The sequence below is a fragment of the Acetobacter papayae JCM 25143 genome (genome assembly GCF_000613285.1).
Lineage (GTDB): Bacteria > Pseudomonadota > Alphaproteobacteria > Acetobacterales > Acetobacteraceae > Acetobacter > Acetobacter papayae.
This window is the reverse complement of record NZ_BAIN01000035.1, coordinates 1-21,498: the sequence shown is the minus strand read 5'-3', so window position 1 is coordinate 21,498 and position 21,498 is coordinate 1. Positions and strand designations below refer to the sequence as shown.

Below are 21,498 nucleotides of genomic sequence, written 5' to 3'. Positions count from 1 at the left end.
AAAGGCGGGAGCGCCTGAAAGGCAGGGCAGGATTGCGTGTGGTTTCAGCGCTTTGGAGTGTTTGCCTGACAGCAGGGGCGCGCTAGGGTGTGTAGCATGACCCGCGCGCGCTCTTTGGGCACACAGGCCCGCAGCAAGGCTTCTTCAGGCAGGGGTGAACCGGCTAGGGCCGCTGCTGTGCCCCCTGTCGTGCCTCCCGTGCCAGACCGTGCGGCACTGCGTGAGGCGGCACTGGCGCATCTGGCCCGTTTTGGCACAACCCGGCATGGGCTGGAGCAGGTGCTACTGCGGCGCGTGGCTCGCTGGCGTGCACGGGCCACGGCTGCGGGGGCGGAAGGTGCAGAGGAACAGGCGCAGGCGCTTGCGGCCGTATGTACGGAAATTGCACAGGAAATGGTGAGCCTTGGCGCGGTGGATGATGCCGCCTTTGCCCATGCCCGTGCGCGCAGGCTGGTGCGCACGGGGCGTTCCAGCCGGGCCATAGAGGCGCATCTGGCGGCCCGGGGTGTTGCGGCTCCTATCCGGGCGCAGGCCATGCAGGGTGATGAAGCGCAAGAGCCGCCTGAGGAGGGCGCAGGCGCACAGGGTTATGGCCAGACGGAGTATAACCGGGGCCTGTCCGCCACCGAGCGGGAGTTGTGCGCGGCGTTGGTGTTGGCGCGTAAAAGACGCTTGGGGCCGTTCGCCAGTGCGGTGCAGGAAAGTCATGCCGCTGACAGCATGGATGACAGCATATCCTCCGACGGGTGGGGGAGCGAGGCGTGGGATGAGGACGAATCTCCCCGGCCAAGGCGGGTTGCAGCCGGCAGGCGGCGGGCGGATGCCGGAGGGGTACACCGGGCGTTGGGCGTGCTGGCGCGGGCCGGGTTCGCACGCGATACGGCAGCCCGCGCGCTGGATATGACACGGGAGGAGGCGGACGAATGGCTCGAACGACTGAAGGCCGAATCGTAACCGCGCTTGCGGGGTGGCGTGTCGTGCTGTCCGTTTTCCGGCGGGCGGGGGTTCTGGTGCCGCTGCTTATGCTGGCTGCCTGTGCGGGCGGCAGTTCGGGCCGCGTGAGCGGAAGCTGGAATGGCTCCGTGCAGTGCGCGCCTTATGCAAGAGAGCATTCGGCGGTCAATCTGCGGGGCGATGCCGCTTTGTGGTGGAACAGGTCGCGCGGGATTTATACCCGCTCATCTGTCCCGCATGAGGGCGATGTACTGGTGTTCCGCGCAACAGGGCGGCTGCCTTCGGGCCATGTTTCTGTTGTGCGGCAGGTCAGAAGTAGTCGGCTGGTGCTGGTCGATCATGCCAACTGGGAGCCGGGACGGGTGACGCGTTCGGCCCCTATCGTGGATGTTTCGCCGCGTAATGACTGGACGCGTGTGCGCGTGTGGTGGGCACCCTCCCGCGCACTGGGTAAAACCGTCTATCCTGCGTACGGCTTTATAGAGCCACCATGGCAGGGGGGAAGCTGAGCCCAGCCCATGCACTAGGGCATTAAGGAAGGGCTTGCATGAACGGGCATTCGCCCTCATCTACACAGTAGAGTTTTTTGGCGTGGCTGCGCTGTGGGGTAAACAGGCGGGCTGACGGGCCAGGGGGAGCGTGAAATGGGTAGTCTGAGCATCTGGCACTGGCTGATTGTGCTTGTTGTGGTTCTGGTTGTGTTTGGCGGTGGCGGCAAGATTACGACACTGATGGGCGATGTGGCCAAAGGCATCAAATCGTTCAAGAAACACATGGCGGATGACGAATCGCTGGAGGAGCAGGCTGCTACGCGCAATGCGGGCGGGCATATTGCCCCGCCGCCCGTGGCGACCGCTGCCGAAACGCGCGCTCCTGCCGATCAGTCCACCCCGCGCTGAAACACTGCCCTGCTGAGGCATGAAGCCGCGCTTTTTTAGGGCGTGGCACCATGCGTGGCGGGCTGTTTGCGCGACCTGCGAGTTATGGAACAGAAATGAGTGACAACACGCCGGATCTGGCTGCGGCTGCGCGCGATATCGTGCAGGCGGGCCAGAGGCTTGATGCCCGTGGCTGGGTGCCTGCAACAGCGGGTAATATCAGCCGCCGTCTGCCGGATGGGCGGATCGCCATTACCCGCTCGGGATGCCACAAGGGTTTCTTGAGCGAGCAGGACGTGATTACCGTTGATCTGGCTGGCCAGCCGCATGATGCGGGCAATCGCCCCAGCGCGGAAACCCTGCTGCATTGCCAGATCTATCGCCTGTTGCCCGATGTCGGGGCGGTGCTGCATGGCCATTCCGTTGCGTCTACCGTGCTGTCCATGACTGAGCCATCGCCCCGGATTCTGCTGAGCGATTACGAAGTGCAGAAGGTGTTTGCCGGTCAGGACACGCACGAGGCCACGGTGCCTGTGCCGCTGTTCCCCAATGATCAGGATATTGCCCGGCTTGCGCGCGAGGTGGAGCCCCATGTGGCGGACATGCCCGCAGGCTACATTATCCGCGGCCATGGTGTGTATGTCTGGGGCCGTGACATGGGCATGGCGCTGGCACGGCTGGAAGGGCTCGAGTTCCTGCTGGCCTGCGAACTGGAAAGAAGGAAACTGAAGGCATGAGTAGCCTGAGCGTTTATGAGGACGGGCAGCCCGGCACGCCTGTTCTGCAGACTTCCGACCCCCATGAAATTGCAAATCTGCTAGCCCCCATGGGTGTGCGTTTTGAACGCTGGGAAGGCCCGGCCATTCCGCCCAAGGATGCAGCCGAAGAGGCCATTCTTGAAACCTACCGCCCGTGGCTTGACCGGCTGATGGGCGAGACAGGGGCGGGTTCGGCCGACGTGCTGCGTATGAACACGCAAACTCCCAACCTTGCAGCCCTGCGTGAGCGGTTTTTGTCCGAGCATATCCATAGCGAGGACGAGGTGCGTTTTTTCGTGCATGGCGGCGGACATTTCGTGCTGCATGTGGGTGGGCGGATTTATGATGTGGGCTGCACCCAGACAGACCTGATCTCCGTTCCCGAAGGCACGCGGCACTGGTTTGACGCCGGGCCGGAGCCCGATGTGGTGACGCTGCGTATCTTTACCCACAAGGAAGGCTGGGTGGCCCGCTACACGGGCGATGAGATTGCCCGCCGGTTTCCGTCCTACGCGTGTTGAGCGAGCATCGATCATGACTTTGCAGGCCCCTGAGCAGACCGTTCCGCCGCACGTGGTGCTGCTGGATATCGAAGGCACGACCCTGCCGGTGTCCTTTGTGCACAATGTCCTGTTTCCCTATGCAAGGCAGCATCTCGCTGCCCTGCTGGCCGACCGTGCTACTGACCCGGTGGTGATGCGCGCCGTAGCGCAGATTGGCGAACTGGCCCCCGGCGTGCCCCCGGCTGAACAGCTTTCACGCTGGATGAATGAAGATGCCAAGGTAGAGCCGCTCAAGACCCTTCAGGGCCTGTGCTGGGATGGTGGTTACCGGCAGGGTGAACTGGTGGCGGACCTGTATTCCGATGTCGTGCCCTGCCTGCGTGCGCTGCATGCGGCGGGTGTGGTGCTGGCGGTTTATTCCTCGGGTTCTGAACCGGCGCAGCGGCTGATTTACGGCTATACGGAACAGGGGGATGTTACCCCGCTGTTCAGCGCCTTTTTTGACCTGCGCGTGGGCGGCAAGAAAGAAGCGCAGAGCTACCGCAATATTCTGGCCGAAACAGGCTGGCAGGCGGCGGATGTGCTGTTCCTGTCCGATGTCGAGGCTGAGCTGGACGCCGCATCAGAGGCGGGCCTGCGGGTCTGCCAGATTGCCCGTGTGAAGATGCGACGGTGGCAAGCCAGCGCCACCCGGTTTGTGCTGATATTGCGGAGGCGGTGGAGCGTTTTGGCCTGTCCGGCACCGTGCAGGGTGAGGCGGAAAGGGCACTGCCGTGCTGACAAAGGCCCGCCTGTATACGGACTGGCGCAATATCCCGCCTGAGGCCCATGGCTGTGCGGCCGCACTGGGTAATTTCGATGGCGTGCATCTGGGTCATGCCCATCTGGTGAACACCGTCTATGCCGCGCGCCCGGATCTGCCGCGTGCGGTGGTAACATTCGAGCCGCACCCGCGTGAGCTGTTTCGCCCGCAGGACCCGCCTTTTCGGCTGACGCTGTCCGATGAGCGGCTGGCCGCACTGGAAGCGCTGGGCGTGCGCCATGTGTTTCAGATACCCTTTGATGCCGCCTTTGCGGAACTGACCGCGAGCCAGTTCGTGCGCGAGGTGCTGCATGAAGCGCTGCATCTGAAGCATGTGGGCTGCGGGCCGGATTTTGCCTTTGGGCACAGGCGCGGCGGCACTGTGGCGTTGCTGGGCGAGCAGGCCTTGGCTCTGGGTATCGGCTGCACGCAGGTTCCGGCTCTGGCGGATGCTACGGGGCCGTATTCCTCAAGCCGGGTGCGTATGCTGTTGCAGGATGGCTACCCCGAGCGCGCAGCAGCCGAGCTTGGGCGGGCATGGGCTATCCGTGGCGAGGTCCAGCATGGTGACAAGCGTGGGCGTCTGCTGGGTTTTCCTACCGCCAATATTCCGCTGGGGCGGCATCTGGAGCCCGCGCGTGGGGTTTATGCCGTAACGGTGCGCCTGCCCGGTGGGCAGTCGGTTTTCGGGGTGGCCAATATCGGACGCAGGCCCACCATCAACGATGGGCAGGAAAGCCGGCTGGAAGTGCATCTGTTTGATTTCGAGGGCGACCTGTACGGCCAGACCCTATCCGTGGCCCTGCATGCCCTGTTGCGTGGTGAGCAGCGTTTTGACGGTCTGGACGCGCTCAAGGCCCAGATCGCGCGGGATGCGGAACAGGCCCGCCACCTGCTGGGGAACACCCTCTCCTGATTGTCGCACTTGACCCTGCGGGTTTCCTTTTTGATAAGGGAATGCGCGCGCTGGTCGGCATATGGAAATCTGTAGCCCGCTCCCGCGCCAGGCATTTCGCCCGCGCCCTGAACCTGAACTGAAGTGACCCCTGCCGCTCATGACCAAAACCGCCAGCGACCCGGATAAGACAGACCTCGCCGATCAGTATCGCGATACGGTGTTTCTGCCGCGTACATCCTTTCCCATGCGCGGTGGCCTGCCCACGCAGGAGCCCGAATGGCTGAAGCACTGGCAGGAAAGCGGGCTGGATGCGCGGCTGGCGGAGCAGGCGCAGGGGCGTCCGGTCTTTACGCTGCATGATGGCCCTCCCTACGCCAACGGCAACCTGCATATCGGTCACGCCCTGAACAAGATCAACAAGGACGTTATCAACCGCGCCCACCGCATGGCGGGTTACGCCGTGCGCTACGTGCCGGGCTGGGACTGCCACGGCCTTCCTATCGAATGGAAGGTGGAAGAAGGCTACCGCAAAGCCAAGCGCGACAAGGACACGGTGCCCGTGCTCGAGTTCCGGGCCGAATGCCGGGCCTATGCGGGCCATTGGCTGGGCGTGCAGATGGAGGAATTCCAGCGTCTGGGCGTGCAGGGCGAGTGGCATAACCGTTACGCCACCATGGATTTTTCCTCCGAGGCGGCCATTGTCGAGGAAATCGGGCGTTTTCTGCTCAATGGCGGGCTGTATCGCGGCCTGCGCCCGGTCATGTGGAGCCCGGTTGAAAAAACCGCTCTGGCCGAAGCGGAAATCGAATACCACGATCACACCTCCACCACGATTCTGGTGGCGTTTCCGGTCATTCATGACCCCACGCCCCTGCATGCGCTGACCGATGTATCGGTGGTGATCTGGACCACCACGCCATGGACCATTCCGGGTAACCGCGCGCTGGCGTTCGGGCCGGACATTACCTACGTGGTGCTGCGGGTGGATGAAACGGGCGAGGGCGCTACGCTGGTCCCCGGTGCCAAGGTGCTGGTGGCTGAAGCGCTGGTGGATTCTTTCTGCCGTGAGGCAAAGGTCGAGGCCCATCACATCGTCTATACTCTGCCTGGCAGCGCGCTGGAGGGAGCCGTGTGCGCCCATCCGCTGCGCGGTGCAGGGTATGATTTCGATGTGCCGATGCTTCCCGGCGAGTTCGTAACGACCGAGGCAGGCACCGGGCTTGTGCATCAGGCCCCTGCCCATGGTGAGGATGACTTCCAGCTCTGCCGCGCCTATGGCATCGAAGTGCCGGAAGTGGTGCTGGCTGATGGCACATACGCGCCGTGGGTGCAGGGCTTTGCCGGTGTGCATGTGTTCAAGGCGGCCGATGTGGTGTGCGAGGCGCTGGCCGGTGTCATGGAACGCGCCAACAGCACGGGTAAGGCTCCCAGCGCTGGTGGGGCGTGGGCAGATTGTCCACTCCTATCCGCATTCATGGCGTTCTCGCGCGCCCATCATCTACCGTGCCACGCCGCAATGGTTCATCCGCATGGATGGGGATAGCGCGCTGCGTGAAAAAGCGCTCGAGGCGCTCGAGGATGTAACCTTCGTGCCCGCGCAGGCCCGCAACCGCCTGACTTCCATGGTGCGTACCCGCCCGGACTGGTGCATCAGCCGCCAGCGCGCATGGGGCGTGCCAATTGCCGTGTTCGTGGAAAAACGCACGGGCGAAGTGCTGCGCGATGCAGAGGTCATGAACCGTGTGGTCGAGGCGTTCCGCTCCGAAGGGGCGGATGCCTGGTACAGTGCCCCGCCCGAGCGCTTTCTGGGCGAAGGCCGTAATCCTGACGATTACGAACAGGTTTTCGATATTGTCGATGTTTGGTTCGAAAGTGGTTCCACCCATTCCTTCGTACTCGGGCGTCCGGGGCTGAGCTTCCCGGCTGATCTGTATCTTGAAGGTTCGGACCAGCATCGCGGCTGGTTCCAGTCCTCGCTGCTTGAAAGTGTTGGCACACGGGGTGTGGCGCCGTTCCGCGCATTGGTGACGAATGGCTTCGTGCTGGACGAGCATGGCCGCAAGATGTCCAAGTCGCTCGGCAATGTCGTAGCCCCGCAGGATGTCAATGACTCGCTGGGTGCTGACGTGCTGCGCCTGTGGGTGATGAATTCCGATACCAATGACGATCTGCGGATCGGCAAGGAAATTCTCAAGCAGCAGGGTGAGCTGTACCGCCGCCTGCGCAACACGCTGCGCTGGCTGCTTGGTGGTCTGGACGGCTTTACCGAGGCCGAAACCCTGCCGTATGAGCAACTACCCGAGCTGGAACGCTGGGTGCTGCATCGTCTGTCCGAGCTGGGCGGGCTTGTGGCCCGCGCGGTGGAAACGCATGAATGGGTGGGCGTCTATCCGGCGCTGCACGGTTTCTGCACGACCGACCTTTCGGCCTTCTATTTCGATATCCGCAAGGACACGCTGTATTGCGATGGCCCGGCCACGCCCACACGGCGCGCAGTGCGGACAGTGCTTGATATCCTGCACCGCTGCCTGAGCACATGGCTGGCCCCGGTTCTGGTCTTTACGGCGGAAGAGGCATGGTGTGCCCGCTTCGGGCGTGAAAACAGCGTGCATGAACAGGCGTTCATGGACATGCCGGTGGAATGGAACGACCCGGCACTGGAAGAACGCTGGACCCGTGTGCGTGCGGTGCGGCGTGTTATCACCACCGAAATCGAAGGCGCGCGCCGCTCCGGGCAGATTGGCTCTTCCCTGCAGGCACAGGTTGAACTGACCCTGTCGGAAGAGGAAGCAGCTCTGTTCGCTGGCGTGGACTGGGCCGAACTGGCCATTGTGTCGTATGTGGATGTCGTGATCGACCCCACCAGCTCCTCGGTTTACGTGGATGCCGATGAAGGGGGCACCCTGCATGGAGCCCCTGTGGTGAGCGTGGCCGCGGGTGAGAAATGCGTGCGGTGCTGGAAAGTCCTGCCTGAAACCGGGGCTGACCCCGAGCATCCGGGGCTGTGCCTGCGCTGCGCCAGTGTCGTGGCGGACAGCAAGGGGCTGGAGCGCGCGTGAGCGGGCGTCCTTTCATGCTGCGCCCGGCGGGTATCGGGCTTTTAGTGCTGATGCTCGTGCTTTCGGCTGATCAGCTCAGCAAGTTCTGGATTCTCTACGGGCTTGATCTGCCCGCACGGGGGTCGGTACCGGTGCTGCCGTTCCTGAACTTTACCATGGTCTGGAATCATGCCGTGACATTTGGCATGTTTTCGAGCTTTGGCGGGGCAGGGCGGATTGTGTTTTCGGTTATTGCGCTGGCGGTTGTGGCGCTGCTGGCCGTGTGGATGTTCCGCACGCCCAGCAAGCTTACGGCGGCCTGCGTGGGGGCCGTGGCCGGTGGGGCCGTGGGCAATGTCATTGACCGGGTGCGGTACGGGGCGGTGGTTGATTTTCTGCATGCCCATGCTTTTGGCTGGTCATGGTATGTGTTCAACGTCGCTGATTCCGCTATAGTGTGCTCTGTCTGTGTGCTGCTGGTGCAAAACTGCCTTTCGGGCAGTGCGGCCAGTCAGGCCGACAGGACACCGTGAGATACAGCCAGCCCGCGCAGTGTCGGGGCTTTTCAGGATGAGTAGAAGGCAGATGATGGTGCGGCGTGTTTCAACCCTGATTTCTCCGGTGCTGCTGCTTGGTAGCTGCCTTATGCTGAGCGGCTGCTCCGGCAACGAGGCCGCACGGGCCTTTGGTCTGGAGCGCAGCATGCCTGACGAGTACACGGTCACGACCCGTGCACCGCTGTCCATGCCGCCGTCAGATGAACTGACCAAGCCCACCACAAAGGGCGATGAACGCAGGCAGGACGAAAGCGAACGCCTGCAGGCGCTTGAAACCATTTCGCCCGATGTGGCGCTGCGTGGCTCCACCGGCGATACGAGCGAAGGTCAGTCCATTCTTGTGAACGAGGCGACCGCCGCATCCGATGTGCCGGATCAAGGTGAGCTTGGGGCTGCGGGTTCGGGCTTTATCGAGCAGCTTATGTTCTGGAAAGGCCATAATGCGGGCTCCGTGGTGGACACCAACGAAGAAAACCGCCGCCTGAAAACCAATGCAGCGCTTGGCAACCCGCCCACGCAGGGCGTGACACCGACCCAGAAGGCCAGCAAGTCCGGGTCGTGACACGGCGCCTGTTCTGAAAGGCCCGTCTGTTTTCATGTCTGCTGACGATATTTTTGCCGTGCCGCCGTCCTCTGCTCCTTCTCAGGAGGGGCAGGGGATTGTGCGGCGTTTGTCCGAGGTTGTGGTCAACCGGATTGCTGCGGGCGAGGTTATTGAGCGCCCGGCGGCGGCGTTGAAGGAACTGGTCGAAAACGCCATTGATTCCGGTGCCCGGCGTGTTGATATCGCGCTGGAAGGCGGCGGTATTGATCGCATGATCGTCACCGATGATGGCTGCGGCATGAACGCGGCCGATCTGGCGCTGGCGGTGGAACGGCACTGCACGTCCAAACTCCGTGACGATACGCTGGTGCAGATCACCACTTTGGGTTTCCGGGGTGAAGCGCTGCCCTCCATAGGGGCTGCCGCGCGGCTGAACATTACCTCCCGCCCGCAGGGCGAGAGCGGGGCATGGCGTATCCGGGTGGAAGGTGGGCGGGTAACGCCTCCGCACCCCGCCTCGGGCGCGCCGGGCACCAGTGTGGTGGTGGAAGACCTGTTTTTTGCCACTCCGGCTCGCCGTAAATTTCTTAAAAGCGCGCGGGTGGAAGGGCGCCATGCCGAGAGCGTGGTGCGGCGGCTGGCTCTGGCTGCTTTCGACACCGCTTTTCGTCTGACGCTCGATGGCAGGCTCGTATTTGATCTACCAGCCCAAACCCTTCAGGCGCGGGCTGCGGCCCTGCTGGATGCGACGGAGGCCAATGGCCTTGTTAGTGTCAGTGGCGAGCGTGAAGGCATGGTGCTGTCGGGCTTTATCTGCCCGCCTTCGGTGCACAGGGCCACGGCGGCAGGGCAGTTTATGCTGGTCAATGGCCGCCCGGTGGTGGACCCGCTACTGCGAACGGCTGTCCGGGTTGCGTATCGCCGGGTGATCGAGCCGGGACGGCACCCGGTGGTTGCACTCTCCCTGAGCGTGCCGCAGCAGATGGTGGATGTGAACGTTCACCCCGCCAAAACAGAACTGCGCTTTGCGGATGAAGCCGCCGTGCGCTCATTGGTGATTGGTTCCATACAGCGAGCGCTTGAGCATGGGGCCGGTGTGGCGGGTGTGCGCCCGGTTCTGTCTTCGGGCCTTGGGCGGCAGGCCCGTATCTGGTATCCGCCCGAAAACACGGCCGGGCCGGCGGCTCCGGCACCAGAGCGTCCGGTGCAGGGGCATTTGGCGGCACAGGCACCACTGGCAGGTGGCGCCCCGCCGTTTACGGGTTTTCCCGCGAGCGGTTTTGCCGAAAAACGTCTGGGTTTTGATGCCCCTCCCGCAGCCCGCATGATCCAGCCTGCGGCTCTTCTCCCAACTCCGCCGCATGAGGCCGGAGCCCCACCGGCCGAGATGCCCGAAGCTGCTGGGAGTGGTGACGATACAGTGGGTCAGCCTGCGGTGCAGTATCCGCTGGGTGCGGCTGTGGCACAGGTGCTCGATACCTATATTCTGGCTGTTGCGGCGGATGGCAGCCTTATTCTGGTAGACCAGCATGCGGCCCATGAGCGGCTGACCCATCAGCGGCTTCGCCAGCAGTTCCTCTCCGGGCGGGTGCAGGCACAACGTCTGTTGGTGCCTGATGTCGTGGATCTGCCGCCCGCTCAGGTGGAAAGCCTGCTTGCCGCCACACCATTGCTGGAAAGACTCGGTGTAGAAATCGAAGGTTTTGGCGGCCAGTCCGTGCTGATACGCGCATTGCCCGCCATGCTCGGCGCAACCGATGCAATAGGCCTGCTGCGTGATCTGGCCGATGAACTGGAGCGCGATGAGCACGGCGCACCAGACGAAATGGCAGCACTCGACGGGCGGCTGGATGCGGTGATCGCACGTATGGCCTGCCATGGCAGCATACGGGCGGGGCGCAGGCTGAGTGCCGAGGAAATGAACGCCCTGCTGCGCCAGATGGAGGCCACACCACTTGCGGGCACCTGCTCGCATGGGCGGCCAACCTGGCTGAAACTCAGCCGTGGCGATCTGGAGCGTTTGTTCGGACGCCGTTGATCCGGGGTGTTTTTATCGGTGCAGTTCGGCAGAACGTGAACGGTGGCGCGCTGGTATCGCAGGGTGAAAAGGCGCAGTATGGGGCATTACGAAACAAACCCATAAGGCGGTGAAGTCGTGCAGCCGATCCTCCTCTCGCTGATAACCTATCTTCCGCTGGCAGGTGCGCTGGTGGCCTTTCTGTGCCCCGGCGCGTCTCAGGAGCGGGATCGTGCCGCGCGGTGGCTTGGCCTGTGGACAACGCTTGTAACGCTTGGCCTCAGTGTTCTGCTTTGGGTCGGGTTCGACCCCACACAGCCCGGTTTGCAGTATGAAACACGGCTGGGCTGGCTGGGTGAATATGGCATTACCTACCATACCGGGGTGGACGGTATCAGCCTTGTGTTTGTGCTGCTGACAGCGTTTCTCACTCCTCTTTCGCTTCTGGCGGGCTGGCGTAGTGTGCAGACACAGGGGCGCGATTTCGTGGCCATGCTGCTGATGCTCGAAACAGCGCTGTTCGGCCTGTTTTCCGCGCAGGATCTTGTGCTGTTCTACGTGTTTTACGAAGCAACGCTTATTCCCGGCTCCCTCATGATCGGGATATGGGGTGGGCAGAAACGGGTCTGGGCGTCGCTCCAGTTCTTCCTGTTTACCTTTGCAGGCTCGCTTTTCATGCTGGTCGGGCTGATCACCATGTGGCTCAAGACCGGCACAACCGATATTCCCACCCTGATGCAAACGGGTTTTTCGCAGCCGTTGCAGGGCTGGCTGCTGCTGGCCTTTGTGCTGGCTTTTGGTGTCAAACTGCCACTTTTCCCCCTGCACGCTTGGCTACCCGATGCCTATACGGAAGCCCCCACACCGGCCACGGCCATGATGTCGGGTGTGCTGTCCAAAACCGGGGCCTATGGTCTGCTGCGTTTTGGGGTGCTGATGTTCCCTGATGCGGCACGGATTTTTGCGCCCTATATTCTAGCACTCGGGGTTGCGGCCATCCTGTATGCCGCCATTGTGGCCTATGCCCAGTCTGACATGAAAAAGATGGTGGCATATTCTTCCTTCTCGCATATGGGCATGATTGCGGTCGGGCTGTTTACCCTGACAGCGGAAGGGATAGACGGCGCCATTTTCCAGATGCTTTCGCATGGTGTGGTAATTGCCGCCCTGTTCTTCTGCGTGGCGGCGGTGGCATGGCGGGCTGAAACCCGCGACATTGATGCGCTGGGGGGCGTGGCACGGCAGATGCCCATGCTGGCCTTGCTGGCCATGCTGTTTACCATGGCCAATGTCGGCCTGCCGGGTACGGGTTCCTTCGTTGGGGAACTGCTGGTGCTGATGGGCGCTGTGCATGTCTCGCTATGGGTCGCGCTGCTGGCGGGAAGCACCATGATTCTGGGCGCGGTTTATATGCTCTCGCTGTATCGCAGGGTGCTGTTTGGCGGCGTAAAAGGCACGGTGGGCCTGCTGCGTGACCTCACGGCGGGCGAAATGGCCGTTCTAGTGCCTCTGGCTGTGGTAACCCTGTGGATGGGTGTTCACCCCTCAACCTTTACCCGCCTGTTTGACCCGGTGGTTATGCAGCGGTTCATGGCCATGTAGCCAGTGGACTGAGTGCTGCGGCACATGGGGGAGCAGTGCAGGATATCGTGCATGTAGCCAGCCGCTAGGCTGGGGGCGGCGTGCATAGACCGTAGAAACCGGGTTCTAGCAGCCGCTTATCAAGCGGCAGAACTCAGGTTTTGCATCGTGTTGTTATTAATGTGCTTGTCGGTTGGCCCGCAGAGATGCGGGGCATATCGGCGGCAGGCAAAGCCCGGGCATGCTCCCGGATTTTCTCCGCTATATTATGGTCGTTAGCCAATCTCCCCGTTGCTTTTCCAGCGGGGAGGGTATCGGGCTTCAGATATCGAGCAGTTCGTCCACCGAGCGCGCATGTTCCTGAATAAAGGCAAAGCGTAGCTCGGGCTTGCGGCCCATCAGGCTTTCTACCCGCTGGCGGGTGCTCATGCGGTCTTCCGGCGGCGTTACAACCCTCAGCAGCGTGCGGCGTTTGGGGTCCATCGTGGTCTCTTTCAGATCGGCAGGGGGCATTTCTCCCAGCCCTTTGAAGCGTGAGACATCGATTTTACCGCGCGCCTTGAACTCGCTCTTCATTTTGCGATCACGGTCGGCATCGTCCATGGCGTACACGCTCTTTGCACCCTGTGTCAGCCGGTAGAGGGGCGGCTGGGCAAGGTAGAGGTGGCCATTCCGCACGAGTTCGGGCAGTTCGCGGTAGAAGAACGTCATCAGCAGCGAGGCGATATGCGCCCCGTCCACATCTGCGTCGGTCATGATGATAACGCGGCCGTAGCGCAGACGGCTGAGGTCGAAAGAGTCGCCCGACCCGCAGCCAAGAGCTTCGATCAGGTCATGCAGTTCCTGATTGGCGCGCAGTTTTTCAGATGTGGCGCTGGCTACGTTGAGGATTTTTCCACGCAGCGGTAGCACGGCCTGTGTTTCGCGGTTGCGGGCCTGTTTGGCCGATCCACCGGCGGAATCGCCTTCCACCAGAAAGATTTCGGTGTCGGAGGCCTGCTCACGCGTGCAGTCCGTCAGCTTGCCGGGCAGGCGCAGGCGGCGGGTCGCACTTTTGCGGGGCGTGTCCTTCTGTTCACGGCGGCGCAGGCGTTCTTCCGCGCGTTCCACAACAAAGGCCAGCAGCGAATCTGCCTGTGGTGGGTTTTGCGCCAGCCAGTGGTCAAAGCGGTCGCGCAGGGCGGTTTCCACCAGACGGGCGGCTTCGGTCGTTGTCAGCTTTTCCTTGGTCTGACCCTGAAAATGCGGATCACGGATAAACACTGAAAGCCGGATCGCGCCCATGCCCAGAACATCCTCGGCGGTAATGGCCGAGGCTTTCTTGACCGAACGCTGGTCCCCCCATGCGCGCAGTCCTTTGACCAGCGCATTGCGCAGGCCGGTTTCGTGCGTGCCCCCCTGTGGGGTGGGGATGGTGTTGCAGTATGAAACCAGCGAGGCCGCGCCACTTTCCAGAAAGGCGACCGCCCATTCCACCTTGCCGTTTTCCGAGCCATCGGCCGCGGCGGGCAGTGGTGCTTCACCGGCCAGAACGGGGTAAGAAGAGGCGGGTTGGTGCCAAGCTCATCGGCCAGACTGTCAGCCAGCCCGCCGGGGAAATGCAGTACAGCCTCGGCGGGGGTTTCATCCCCCGTGCGGATCAGCGCCGGGTCGCAGGACCAGCGGATGGTCACCCCACGGAACAGAAAGGCCTTTGAGCGGCAGAGCCGGAACAGCCGCGCGGGTGCGAAAAGCTGCGTGCCAAAAATTTCCGGGTCGGGCTGAAAGCTGATCTGTGTGCCACGGCGGTTGGGAGCAGTTCCCACCTGCTCCAGCGGGCTGACAGGCTTGCCCCGGGCATAGGACTGCCGCCACAAAACCCGCTCACGCGCGATTTCCACATCCATATGCGAGGACAGGGCGTTCACGACCGAGGAACCCACCCCGTGCAGACCGCCTGATGTGGCATAGGCCTTGCCGGAAAATTTACCGCCCGCATGCAGCGTGGTCAGAATGACCTCAAGGGCCGAGCGGTCGGGAAAACGCGGGTGCGGATCAACCGGGATACCGCGTCCGTTATCACGGATGGTCAGGCGGTTTTCGGCATCCAGACGGACATCGATGGTGGTGGCATGGCCCGCCACCGCTTCATCCATGGAGTTATCAAGAATTTCCGCAGCCAGATGGTGCAGGGCGGCTTCGTCGGTGCCGCCAATATACATGCCGGGCCTGCGGCGAACAGGCTCAAGCCCTTCCAGCACCTCGATGGCGCTAGCATCATAGGCTTGAGGTTCCGTGTTCTTCGCGCGGGTGGAAGATGGGCCGGAGCCACCAGGAACGGACGGTGCGGAAAACAGATCACTCATGCACGAAGTCTGTCCCGCTTTAAGGCTGATTCGTCAAGCAGTGGGCGTGCCGGGCACGCCCCTTGCGGCAGGTCAGGCCTTGCGGGTGGTGCGGCGGCGCGTGGGAGCCGTGGGGTGAGACGTGCTGGGCGCTGCGCAGGCTTCAAAGGTGGAAGGCTGGGCGACGTCCTTGCCATCTGCGTAGTTGGCCAGATCCGCAGCGTTTTCGAGGGCCTTTACCTCGTCAAACATGGAAACGCGCTGCTGGCAGAACAGCGTGCCGGACTGCAGGCCCGCATCTTCCTGCACAAGGCCGAGCTGGGTGATGTAGTTGTCGAATTCCTGCTGGCCCTTGCGGCCGTAAACAGAGCGGAAATAACCGTTCAGCTTGGATTCGGCAGCGAGCAGTTCGGGGCGGAACTTGGCCACGAAATCATTGTAGCGGTCCTGCGCGGAGCATTTGAGGGCGGTAACCATCAGCTCGCTTTTCAGGCCCTGTACGCTGAAAGCCTCATGCGCGGGAGAATGGCCGCAGGGGCTGGCGGCGAATGACACGGAGCCATGCGCCACGCCCGCAGCAAAAATACCTGCGGCAAGAAGACGGGAAAGGGACATGCGGTACCTCCGACAGATGCGCTTCCACACAACCACAGACCGGGCGGTGCGTATTGGGGCCAGAACAAAACCGAAATAGCATGTCTTTCTGCCGCTTCCTGCTCCTTGCAGCAACCGCTCAGGTGCGAGGGCCGGTGCCACAGGAAATGATGGCGGGAAAGACAGGCTGTTTTAGGGCTATCCGCACGGTAAAACAATGCTTGGACACACCAGCCTTGTTGCGAAGGTGCCGTGCGTTGGCGTGGGGCCTCTTTCTTCCTGCCGCGGGATGTTTTAAACAAAAAAACGATCTCTATCGTGTCTTGCGGCGCTACGTGTCCGGTTGGATGATGGCGGGCGGCGAAAACAACAAGTTCAACAGAAATGAAGCGGAGCTGTGGAGTGCGCTTAAGAGGAATTGCCGGGCTGGTTATGGCCGGTGGCATGCTGGCTGGCTGTGCAACAACCAGTGGGCCGGTTCATGTCGGATCTCCCAATCCGTTTGGTTACATGAAAAAATCAGCGGTGTGTAAAACCACGCCCGTGGTCAAGGGGGCCGATGGCCAGCTGTCCACCACCATGACCGTCCGCTCGGATGACGGGCTGTGCGAATTGCTGATCTCCCAGCCCGATGGCAAGGCCTATGCGTCTTTCGGAGTCGCACCGGTGCCTGAACACGGCAAGGCGTTCATGTATTCGCTGGATAACGATACGCACGTAACCTACACCCCCACACTGGCTTATGCCGGGCAGGATACGTTTACGGTCATTCTGGTGCCCGGCCCCGGCCAGCAGCGCACCAAGCTGACTGTAACGGCACAGGTTGATGCCACAGGCGTTTACGTGCCCCACCCAGCGGTGACTGGCCCGGCCCCGGCGGCAGAGCCTGCTAGCAAGAGCAAGAAAAAAGCCACGGTGCATCGCGCTGCTTCGGCAGCCAAGAGCAAGCACTGAGGTAGGGCGGTTTAAAACTGCTAACCCATTAAAAAACGGCGTCTGCTAGGCAGGCGCCGTTTTTGTATGAACCGCGGGGCAAGGCCGTAAACCGGCCCGTAGCGTATCAGATCGAAAACGTGATGGGCTCGCTCAGCGGGCGCTTGAGGCCGGATTTTTCGGCACGGCGTACCAAGTCGTCCAGCGTGGTCTGTTCCATTTTTTCGGTCAGAGTTTCCTCGTATTCCGCCCAGCATGGTTCGATCACGCGCTGGAGCAGCGGGCCGGGGGCCGTGCCGTCTTCGGTCTGATCATCCCCCGCGACTGCGCTGATAATGCTGACCAGCGAAATATCGCGCCGGGGGCGGCCCAGCTTGTAGCCACCACGCGGGCCGCGAATGCTTTCCAGCAGGCCGGAGCGTGACAGGGCCTGAAGCAGGGGTTCGATTCCACGCCGCACAAGGCCTGATCGTTCCGCGATATCAGCCGCACTGACGGTACCGGCGCGGCCAGCATAAAAAGCAACATCCAGCATGATGAGTACGGCTGTCATTGCCCTGTCGCGTCGGAGAATCATGAAAACATCCTTCCGGTTGTTGTTGTCAGGCAGAATATGGCCCGCTGTTTTCCTGTTCAGAATTACGGTATAGCAGGGGAGCGCTTGTTTATCTACGTTGTTATTTCGTATTATAAGCATGTGTGTTTTGTAAACAGTGCAACCGGGGCTAGGAATGACGACGAAGACGCAAAAAGCAGAAGGGTATGGTTTTGCGGCGCCGCGTGGGCGTGTTTACGATTCGGTTGTGAATCTGGTGGGGGGTACACCTCTGGTGGCGCTGCCTCATCTTACGCAGGATGATGGCCTCAAGGCGCGTCTGCTGATCAAGCTGGAATTCTTCAACCCGCTCGGTTCGGTCAAGGACCGGATCGGGGCGGCCATGGTGCTGGATGCCGAGCGCCGTGGGCTGATTACCCCCGGCAGAACCCTGCTGGTGGAGCTACATCGGGCAATACGGGTATTTCGCTGGCATTTGTTGCTGCTTCGCGCGGGTACAGGCTGGTTGTCACCATGCCCGAGGGTGCTTCTATTGAGCGGCGGCGGATGCTGCGCCTGATGGACGCACAGGTGGAACTGACCCCCGCACGCCTTGGCATGGCCGGGGCTATTGCCCGTGCCAATGAAATTCTCAACGAAACGCCCGATGCCTGGATGCCCGATCAGTTCGATAATCAGGCCAATCCCGCCGTGCATGCCGCGACCACGGCAGAGGAAATCTGGCAGGACACTGCTGGCGATGTGGATGTGGTTGTGGCCGGTGTGGGTACGGGGGGCACGGCAACGGGTATTGCCACCGCACTGAAAGCGCGCCGTAAAGGGCTTGAGGTTTTTGGTGTGGAACCGGCTGAAAGCGCCATTCTCAATGGGGATGAGCCCGGCCCGCATGGCATTCAGGGAATCGGCCCGGGGTTCTGCCCCGCCACACTCGATACAGAACAGCTTGATGGTGTTCTGACGGTATCCGAGCGTGAGGCCATTGCCGCTGCCCGCCGCTGCGCCCGGCTTGAAGGGATTCCGATTGGTATTTCTTCAGGGGCTGCGCTGCATGCGGGGCTGCGTCTGGCGGCGGAAGAACGCTACAAGGGCAAGACTATTGTGGTCATCGCGCCGTCCTTTGCCGAGCGTTACCTGTCTACATCCCTGTTTACGGGCCTGTAAGGCCCTTTTTAGCCAGATCGTGCAGGCAAAATTCTACCTGCACGGTCTGTGGTAATCTGTTTCTGTTCCTAGCTAAATCCAGCCCCTTGGCGCCGGTGTTTAGCGGAACAGGATTTCAACCCGGCGGTTCTGGGGTTCTCTGGTATTGGGGCCGGTTTTAACCAGCGGATTGGCCTCGCCATAGCCATGCACGTCAATGGTCGTGCCAGCCACGCCATCACGCATCAGCTCGGCTTTGACGATTTCCGCACGGCGCAGGGACAGCTTGAGGTTGTAGGCCTTGCCGCTTGCCTGCCCCGGATGGGCGGAGGAATTGTCCGTATAGCCCGAGACAATAATCCGTGTCAGCGCGACATGGGACGAAGCTTGTGCGGCTTCATTGACAATGGAGCGCGCACGATCCGTCAGGCTTGCCTTGTCCCAGTCAAAAAAGACCAGATAGCTCCGTGCCGCCTGCGGGGCTGGCACAGCAGGAACCTGTGCGGGCGGCGGCGGGGGCGGTGCGGGGTTGAACTCGTAGCGCAGGCCCAGCATCAGCGAATGGTTGAAGTCTGTCTGCGTGTCGTGGTGGCCGCTTATGCTCGCATAGGAATGCGTGCCGTCCGTGCCGCCCAGAGTGCCAGTGGATACGACCCCATGCGACTGCGGGCCAAGCATGGTCCAGAACCGGTATTCCGCCGTGGCCGACAGCCCGACAGCGCCGGGCAGCGGGAAGGATAGGCCGAAAATGCCCTGATAGTCGAAGTTGCCAAAGGTGCCGCCAATGGTTTCATTGGCTGTATCGTTGCCCTTGGTGGCCAGAATGGAAGTGCGCATGGCGGTCCAGCCATAGCCGATACCCGCGCCAAAATAAGGGAACAGCCAAGGCTTGCCGATATCGAGGTCAAACAGAGCATTGGCCATGAAGCCATAGGTCTGCCTGCGGCCACCAACCTGCGAGGAGGACAGGTTGCTATTGACGAACTGCTTGTAGGCCATGCTGCGGTAGTCGCCTTCGACTTCCACACGAAAGCCGTTGCCCAAGCCCCAGCCTACGGCGCCAATACCGACGCCGCCTGTGTGCCAACTATCCCGCCCGGAGGGGAAGGCGTTGGAAGCCCGTACGGTCTGATCCTGATTGAAGGTGGCACCACCTTCACCCCTGACATACAGGCCCTGCACGGGCTGGGCCATTACGCTGCCCGCTGCAAGGAGCAACCCGGCGGCCAGAGGCACGGAAAGCGCGGTCCGCACAAACAGGGCCTTACGTGGCGTCATGGAATTCTCCCCGCTGTGGCGGTGTGGTACATCAAGTGTGACACGGGATGTAAAGAGGCACATGCCTGTTGTCTTTGCTGGAAACTGGCCTTTGGCGCAACAGGCATGAGAGGGAGTTTTCCCCAACCCGGCCTTTTTCCATGCAATAAATGTTGCAGGCGTGTGACGTATGCCACGGTTCTACCCGTTTGTATCACAGCAGCATTGCCTGAAACGGAGGGCTGAAATCATCACTTTCCATTTCCAGCACCCACAGGTCAGGGTCGTATTTTAGCTGCCGGTCCGTGTAGGCCTGCACATCCTGTGCGTTCAGCGGGGTCGGGCCTGAGGCGCGTATCCATGCCGGATCACCATCTGGTGTACGGGTCTGGCTCAGAACAACACCATCGCCCGCGCGGTTGACCAACACCACCAGAATCCCCCCTGCATCCGCATCACCTTTGCGCAGCACCATGGCCGAGCGGCCATCACGCGCGGATTCGCGCACGAGGGCACGGGCAAGGATATCGGTTTTCAGGCGTGGTGGCGCGGTCATGGCCCCCCCTGCGCGGGTAGCGAGGCCGGAAGCACGGCTGGTGTAGCCGAAGGGGATGTGGCCGGTGCGGCGGGAGCAGGCGCTGCGGGAGCGGCTTCATCCGGTATGGCGGCCAGTGCCGTTTTGTACCAGGCGTCATGCTCCAGCACATCACGTGCAACGCTCAGGTCGGTATCGGTGCCAAGAGCCGCCGGGCAGGCCCGGCGAATGGCCATGATGCGTGAGACCGGCACAGGGTAGCGGGCTGCGCGCGAGGCGACGACAGCCGGCAGGTTATCAAGCTGCCCCGCGGCCAGATCGCGCATGGCCCGCCCGGTTTCCAGTGCCCCAAGGCTGGTGCAGATCTGGGGCATGACGCCAAGCCCCTGTAACGGCCAGAGCAGCGGGGCAATAACCCGGCTCCAGGTCACAAACAGTTCGCCCTCATCGGGCAACTGCGCCACGGTCTGCACAAGGCCCTTGCCCAGTGTGGCGCTACCAATCACGACCGCACGGCGATGGTCCGCCAGTGCGGCGGCGAGAATTTCGGCAGCACTGGCCGAGCGCCCGTCCACCAGCACGGCGATAGGCAGGCCGTTGGTCATGTCCCCGCCTTCTACCGCCCAGATATGGTTGGCCTGCGGGTCGCGCCCGCTGGTAATGGCGGCCACACCCCGGTCAAGCAGCAGGGCGGCGGCGGTCATGGCCTGTTGCAGCACGCCACCTCGGTTGCCGCGCAGGTCTATGATCAGCCTCGCAGATGTTTGTCCTGCACGGCCTGATCGAGATACTGGCTGAGTTCTTCTGCCGTATCGGCTGAGAAAGCCGTAATGCGCAGCACCACGATAGAACCGCTGGCGAAGGCGAATACGGTTTCAGGCGGCACCTTGGCGCGGCGCAGCGTTACCGTGCGGATCGTGCGCTTGCCCGGTGCCTGTAGGCGCAGGGACAGCAGGCTGTCGGGCTCGCCACGTAGCCATTCGCGCACGGTCTCTACACTCTGGCCTGCGGTCGGGCGTTTGTTGACGGCAATAATCCGCTCGCCCGTATCCAGCGGTGCGGTCCAAGCAGGGCCGTTGGCGTTAATGGACGCAATGACGATGTGCGGGCCGCTCTGTGTCAGCGTCAGGCCTGCATCGGCCTCTCCACCCGCGCGGGCCTGACGGTCCGTGGTCGCGGAAGACGGGCCGATATAGCGCGAATACGGGTCGAGATGGTTGAATAGCTCGTCAAAAAACGCCTGTAGCAGTTCCTCGCGGCTGGCAGTTGCCACGGCGGAGGAGTGCTTGCGGGCAGAATCAAGAAAATCCGTGGCGAGCTGGGCCCACTGTTCGGCATCCTCCGCCGGCGGGGCTACGCGCGACAGAATCGGGGTCTGGCCCAGCAGCAGCCGGATATCCGCGCCGCGCGCATCGAAGGAGAGCGACGGGTCAAGAGCGGTGACACTGCCCAGCCCCCAGAGCGTGAAGTCACGGCTGCTATGGGCTTCAAGCGTGCGTGGCCCCAGAAACTGCAACGCCGTGGCAATGACCGAGTGGATCAGCGTCATATCCATGGGCGGTGGGGGCGGTGTTGTGGGTGCGGCCTCTGCTGTCTGGGGCGGAGTTGCGGGATGGGCGGGGCTCTGTG

The 21,498-nt window shown here is 62.2% G+C and carries 15 protein-coding genes and 5 pseudogenes; 14 read left to right on the top strand and 6 right to left on the bottom strand.

What is annotated here, in order from left to right; translation table 11 throughout:
* The first annotated feature begins 96 nt into the window (after positions 1-96).
* From JCM25143_RS09475 to JCM25143_RS18405, 12 genes and pseudogenes are all read left to right on the top strand, one after another.
* Positions 97-954 carry a RecX family transcriptional regulator gene (locus tag JCM25143_RS09475; RefSeq protein WP_025860939.1) on the top strand — a complete coding sequence of 286 codons (858 nt, stop codon included), beginning with the start codon at positions 97-99 and terminating at the stop codon, positions 952-954.
* Between the two features lie 68 nt (positions 955-1,022).
* A complete protein-coding gene (locus JCM25143_RS09470) occupies positions 1,023-1,463 on the top strand; it encodes a CHAP domain-containing protein (RefSeq protein ID WP_051543180.1) in 441 nt (146 codons plus the stop codon).
* 135 nt (positions 1,464-1,598) lie between these two features.
* Positions 1,599-1,853, top strand: coding sequence for a twin-arginine translocase TatA/TatE family subunit (locus tag JCM25143_RS09465; RefSeq protein WP_025860937.1), 255 nt, complete (start codon positions 1,599-1,601; stop codon positions 1,851-1,853).
* A gap of 95 nt (positions 1,854-1,948) precedes the next feature.
* Complete coding sequence (locus JCM25143_RS09460; protein ID WP_025860936.1) at positions 1,949-2,569, top strand: methylthioribulose 1-phosphate dehydratase; 621 nt, start codon at positions 1,949-1,951, stop codon at positions 2,567-2,569.
* Entirely contained in the window at positions 2,566-3,111 is a 546-nt protein-coding gene (locus tag JCM25143_RS09455; protein ID WP_025860935.1) for a 1,2-dihydroxy-3-keto-5-methylthiopentene dioxygenase, read from the top strand. The genes JCM25143_RS09460 and JCM25143_RS09455 overlap by 4 nt, the downstream gene beginning before the upstream one ends.
* 13 nt (positions 3,112-3,124) lie before the next feature.
* Positions 3,125-3,873, top strand: a pseudogene (gene mtnC, locus JCM25143_RS18415) (acireductone synthase).
* Positions 3,870-4,811 (top strand): bifunctional riboflavin kinase/FAD synthetase, encoded by a 942-nt coding sequence (locus JCM25143_RS09445; RefSeq protein ID WP_035370898.1) that lies wholly within the window; start codon positions 3,870-3,872, stop codon positions 4,809-4,811. Before mtnC ends, JCM25143_RS09445 begins: the two are co-directional and overlap by 4 nt.
* 139 nt (positions 4,812-4,950) lie before the next feature.
* Positions 4,951-7,852, top strand: a pseudogene (gene ileS / locus JCM25143_RS18410) (isoleucine--tRNA ligase).
* Complete coding sequence (gene lspA / locus JCM25143_RS09435) at positions 7,849-8,364, top strand: signal peptidase II (protein WP_025860933.1); 516 nt, start codon at positions 7,849-7,851, stop codon at positions 8,362-8,364. The pseudogene ileS and the gene lspA overlap by 4 nt, the downstream one beginning before the upstream one ends.
* Positions 8,365-8,419: 55 nt before the next feature.
* Positions 8,420-8,950: a DUF3035 domain-containing protein gene (locus JCM25143_RS09430; protein WP_025860932.1), complete on the top strand. Its 531-nt coding sequence runs from the start codon at positions 8,420-8,422 to the stop codon at positions 8,948-8,950.
* Positions 8,951-8,984: 34 nt separating this feature from the next.
* A complete protein-coding gene (mutL, locus tag JCM25143_RS09425) occupies positions 8,985-10,970 on the top strand; it encodes a DNA mismatch repair endonuclease MutL (protein WP_025860931.1) in 1,986 nt (661 codons plus the stop codon).
* A 117-nt stretch (positions 10,971-11,087) separates the two neighbouring features.
* Positions 11,088-12,551, top strand: coding sequence for a complex I subunit 4 family protein (locus tag JCM25143_RS18405; RefSeq protein ID WP_051543173.1), 1,464 nt, complete (start codon positions 11,088-11,090; stop codon positions 12,549-12,551).
* A 300-nt stretch (positions 12,552-12,851) separates the two neighbouring features.
* On the opposite strand, the pseudogene parE reads toward JCM25143_RS18405, so the two are convergent.
* Positions 12,852-14,875 (bottom strand): annotated as a pseudogene (parE, locus tag JCM25143_RS18400) (DNA topoisomerase IV subunit B).
* 72 nt (positions 14,876-14,947) lie between these two features.
* Positions 14,948-15,469, bottom strand: coding sequence for a hypothetical protein (locus JCM25143_RS09410; protein ID WP_025860930.1), 522 nt, complete (start codon positions 15,467-15,469; stop codon positions 14,948-14,950).
* A 381-nt stretch (positions 15,470-15,850) separates the two neighbouring features.
* Between JCM25143_RS09410 and JCM25143_RS09405 the strand changes: the two genes are divergently transcribed.
* Positions 15,851-16,402, top strand: coding sequence for an Ig-like domain-containing protein (locus JCM25143_RS09405; RefSeq protein WP_025860929.1), 552 nt, complete (start codon positions 15,851-15,853; stop codon positions 16,400-16,402).
* Positions 16,403-16,508: 106 nt separating this feature from the next.
* Here JCM25143_RS09405 and JCM25143_RS09400 read toward each other — a convergent pair whose 3' ends face one another.
* Positions 16,509-16,958: an RrF2 family transcriptional regulator gene (locus tag JCM25143_RS09400; protein WP_025860927.1), complete on the bottom strand. Its 450-nt coding sequence runs from the start codon at positions 16,956-16,958 to the stop codon at positions 16,509-16,511.
* 154 nt (positions 16,959-17,112) lie between these two features.
* Here JCM25143_RS09400 and cysK point away from each other — a divergent pair.
* A pseudogene (cysK, locus tag JCM25143_RS18395) lies at positions 17,113-18,098 on the top strand (cysteine synthase A).
* 99 nt (positions 18,099-18,197) lie between these two features.
* Here the strand turns inward: cysK and JCM25143_RS09390 are convergent.
* The 3 genes and pseudogenes from JCM25143_RS09390 to JCM25143_RS18390 all read right to left on the bottom strand — a co-directional run.
* The gene (locus tag JCM25143_RS09390; protein WP_025860926.1) at positions 18,198-19,355 is read right to left on the bottom strand and encodes an OmpA family protein; all 1,158 of its coding nucleotides are present in this window, start codon (positions 19,353-19,355) and stop codon (positions 18,198-18,200) included.
* 193 nt (positions 19,356-19,548) lie between these two features.
* On the bottom strand, positions 19,549-19,890 hold the full coding sequence (locus JCM25143_RS09385) for a DUF1491 family protein (protein ID WP_025860925.1): 342 nt from the start codon (positions 19,888-19,890) through the stop codon (positions 19,549-19,551).
* A gap of 62 nt (positions 19,891-19,952) precedes the next feature.
* A pseudogene (locus JCM25143_RS18390) lies at positions 19,953-21,498 on the bottom strand (S41 family peptidase); the annotation flags it as partial.

Bases quoted from the DNA above. Each gene is read 5' to 3' on its own strand.
- JCM25143_RS09475 (WP_025860939.1), top strand. From the start codon at position 97: ATGACCCGCGCGCGCTCTTTGGGCACACAGGCCCGCAGCAAGGCTTCT.
- JCM25143_RS09470 (WP_051543180.1), top strand. From the start codon at position 1,023: ATGCTGGCTGCCTGTGCGGGCGGCAGTTCGGGCCGCGTGAGCGGAAGC.
- JCM25143_RS09465 (WP_025860937.1), top strand. From the start codon at position 1,599: ATGGGTAGTCTGAGCATCTGGCACTGGCTGATTGTGCTTGTTGTGGTT.
- JCM25143_RS09460 (WP_025860936.1), top strand. From the start codon at position 1,949: ATGAGTGACAACACGCCGGATCTGGCTGCGGCTGCGCGCGATATCGTG.
- JCM25143_RS09455 (WP_025860935.1), top strand. From the start codon at position 2,566: ATGAGTAGCCTGAGCGTTTATGAGGACGGGCAGCCCGGCACGCCTGTT.
- JCM25143_RS09430 (WP_025860932.1), top strand. From the start codon at position 8,420: ATGGTGCGGCGTGTTTCAACCCTGATTTCTCCGGTGCTGCTGCTTGGT.
- mutL (WP_025860931.1), top strand. From the start codon at position 8,985: ATGTCTGCTGACGATATTTTTGCCGTGCCGCCGTCCTCTGCTCCTTCT.
- JCM25143_RS09410 (WP_025860930.1), bottom strand. From the start codon at position 15,469: ATGTCCCTTTCCCGTCTTCTTGCCGCAGGTATTTTTGCTGCGGGCGTG.
- JCM25143_RS09400 (WP_025860927.1), bottom strand. From the start codon at position 16,958: ATGATTCTCCGACGCGACAGGGCAATGACAGCCGTACTCATCATGCTG.
- JCM25143_RS09390 (WP_025860926.1), bottom strand. From the start codon at position 19,355: ATGACGCCACGTAAGGCCCTGTTTGTGCGGACCGCGCTTTCCGTGCCT.
- JCM25143_RS09385 (WP_025860925.1), bottom strand. From the start codon at position 19,890: ATGACCGCGCCACCACGCCTGAAAACCGATATCCTTGCCCGTGCCCTC.